Origin of the sequence: Pseudanabaena biceps PCC 7429 (assembly GCF_000332215.1) — a bacterium.
In the GTDB taxonomy this organism is placed as follows: domain Bacteria; phylum Cyanobacteriota; class Cyanobacteriia; order Pseudanabaenales; family Pseudanabaenaceae; genus Pseudanabaena; species Pseudanabaena biceps.
Genome location: NZ_ALWB01000449.1, coordinates 1 through 1,063, shown reverse-complemented (window position 1 = coordinate 1,063; position 1,063 = coordinate 1). Strand labels below are relative to the sequence as shown.

Annotated in this window: 1 pseudogene and 1 CRISPR repeat array; the pseudogene reads left to right on the top strand. The window is 40.8% G+C overall.

The window, feature by feature from the left end:
- Positions 1–245: pseudogene (locus tag PSE7429_RS25380) on the top strand (IS5 family transposase); the annotation flags it as partial.
- 43 nt (positions 246–288) lie between these two features.
- Positions 289–974: a CRISPR direct-repeat array (repeat unit 37 nt; unit sequence GTTTCAATCCCTAAAAGGGTTTCAGAGGTTTTGAAGC).
- Between the last annotated feature and the right edge of the window lie 89 nt (positions 975–1,063).

Genomic DNA, 1,063 nt, shown 5'->3' with positions numbered 1-1,063 from the left:
GCGTCATGACGAAATTGGCTCATACTTCGGAAACCGCGATCGCTATCACTTTCTTGGTGATGAATTTGGAATTGCTGCTCAAGCGGCTTGTTTTTTTCTGTTTTTCTTTGCTTATGTTTTGCTGGCAACTCTTGGTTCTTCCTTCTGGGAAACAACTCTTTACATTTAGTTCTCTTTCTTGGTTATTTCCTAGGAGACAGTCAAAGTGTTACTCTCTTCCTCTTTACCTACCACTTTCCGCTTAGTCTCTTTTTCAGCAAGCCCTACCTAGAGTTAGCTCATGATTTAGTTTCAATCCCTAAAAGGGTTTCAGAGGTTTTGAAGCCAAGCGAGTATTCTCACTTGGCGATAGGGAGGCTAAAGTTTCAATCCCTAAAAGGGTTTCAGAGGTTTTGAAGCATCTCTTCTCTTTTTTTTGCATACACCAAAGGAGGTTTCAATCCCTAAAAGGGTTTCAGAGGTTTTGAAGCTCAAGTTCTTATTTCTATTCACGGTGAAAATATATGTTTCAATCCCTAAAAGGGTTTCAGAGGTTTTGAAGCCACATTTTGAGGGTGCTATTAAGGATAATCGTCGTGTTTCAATCCCTAAAAGGGTTTCAGAGGTTTTGAAGCCCAAAGCTCCGAACAGAGAATTCACAAATGCAGGTTTCAATCCCTAAAAGGGTTTCAGAGGTTTTGAAGCACGGTGAAAAAGTGCTTGTGTTCAGCTATTTCAAAGTTTCAATCCCTAAAAGGGTTTCAGAGGTTTTGAAGCCAGCAGCCGATTTATCTTCATTGTGATCGCCTACAAAGTTTCAATCCCTAAAAGGGTTTCAGAGGTTTTGAAGCACTACACTCGCCATTTTGCCTACGTTGAAATCTTGTTTCAATCCCTAAAAGGGTTTCAGAGGTTTTGAAGCTTTGATAAATTCGGGATGGGTCAGCGTGTGCGATCGGTTTCAATCCCTAAAAGGGTTTCAGAGGTTTTGAAGCTAAAGCTGCAAAGGTTTTTAGAGCGTGTTTGAGAAGTTAAGCGAGACGTTTGAGGAGGATCTGAATCATGCCGACATAGAAAAAAGCCT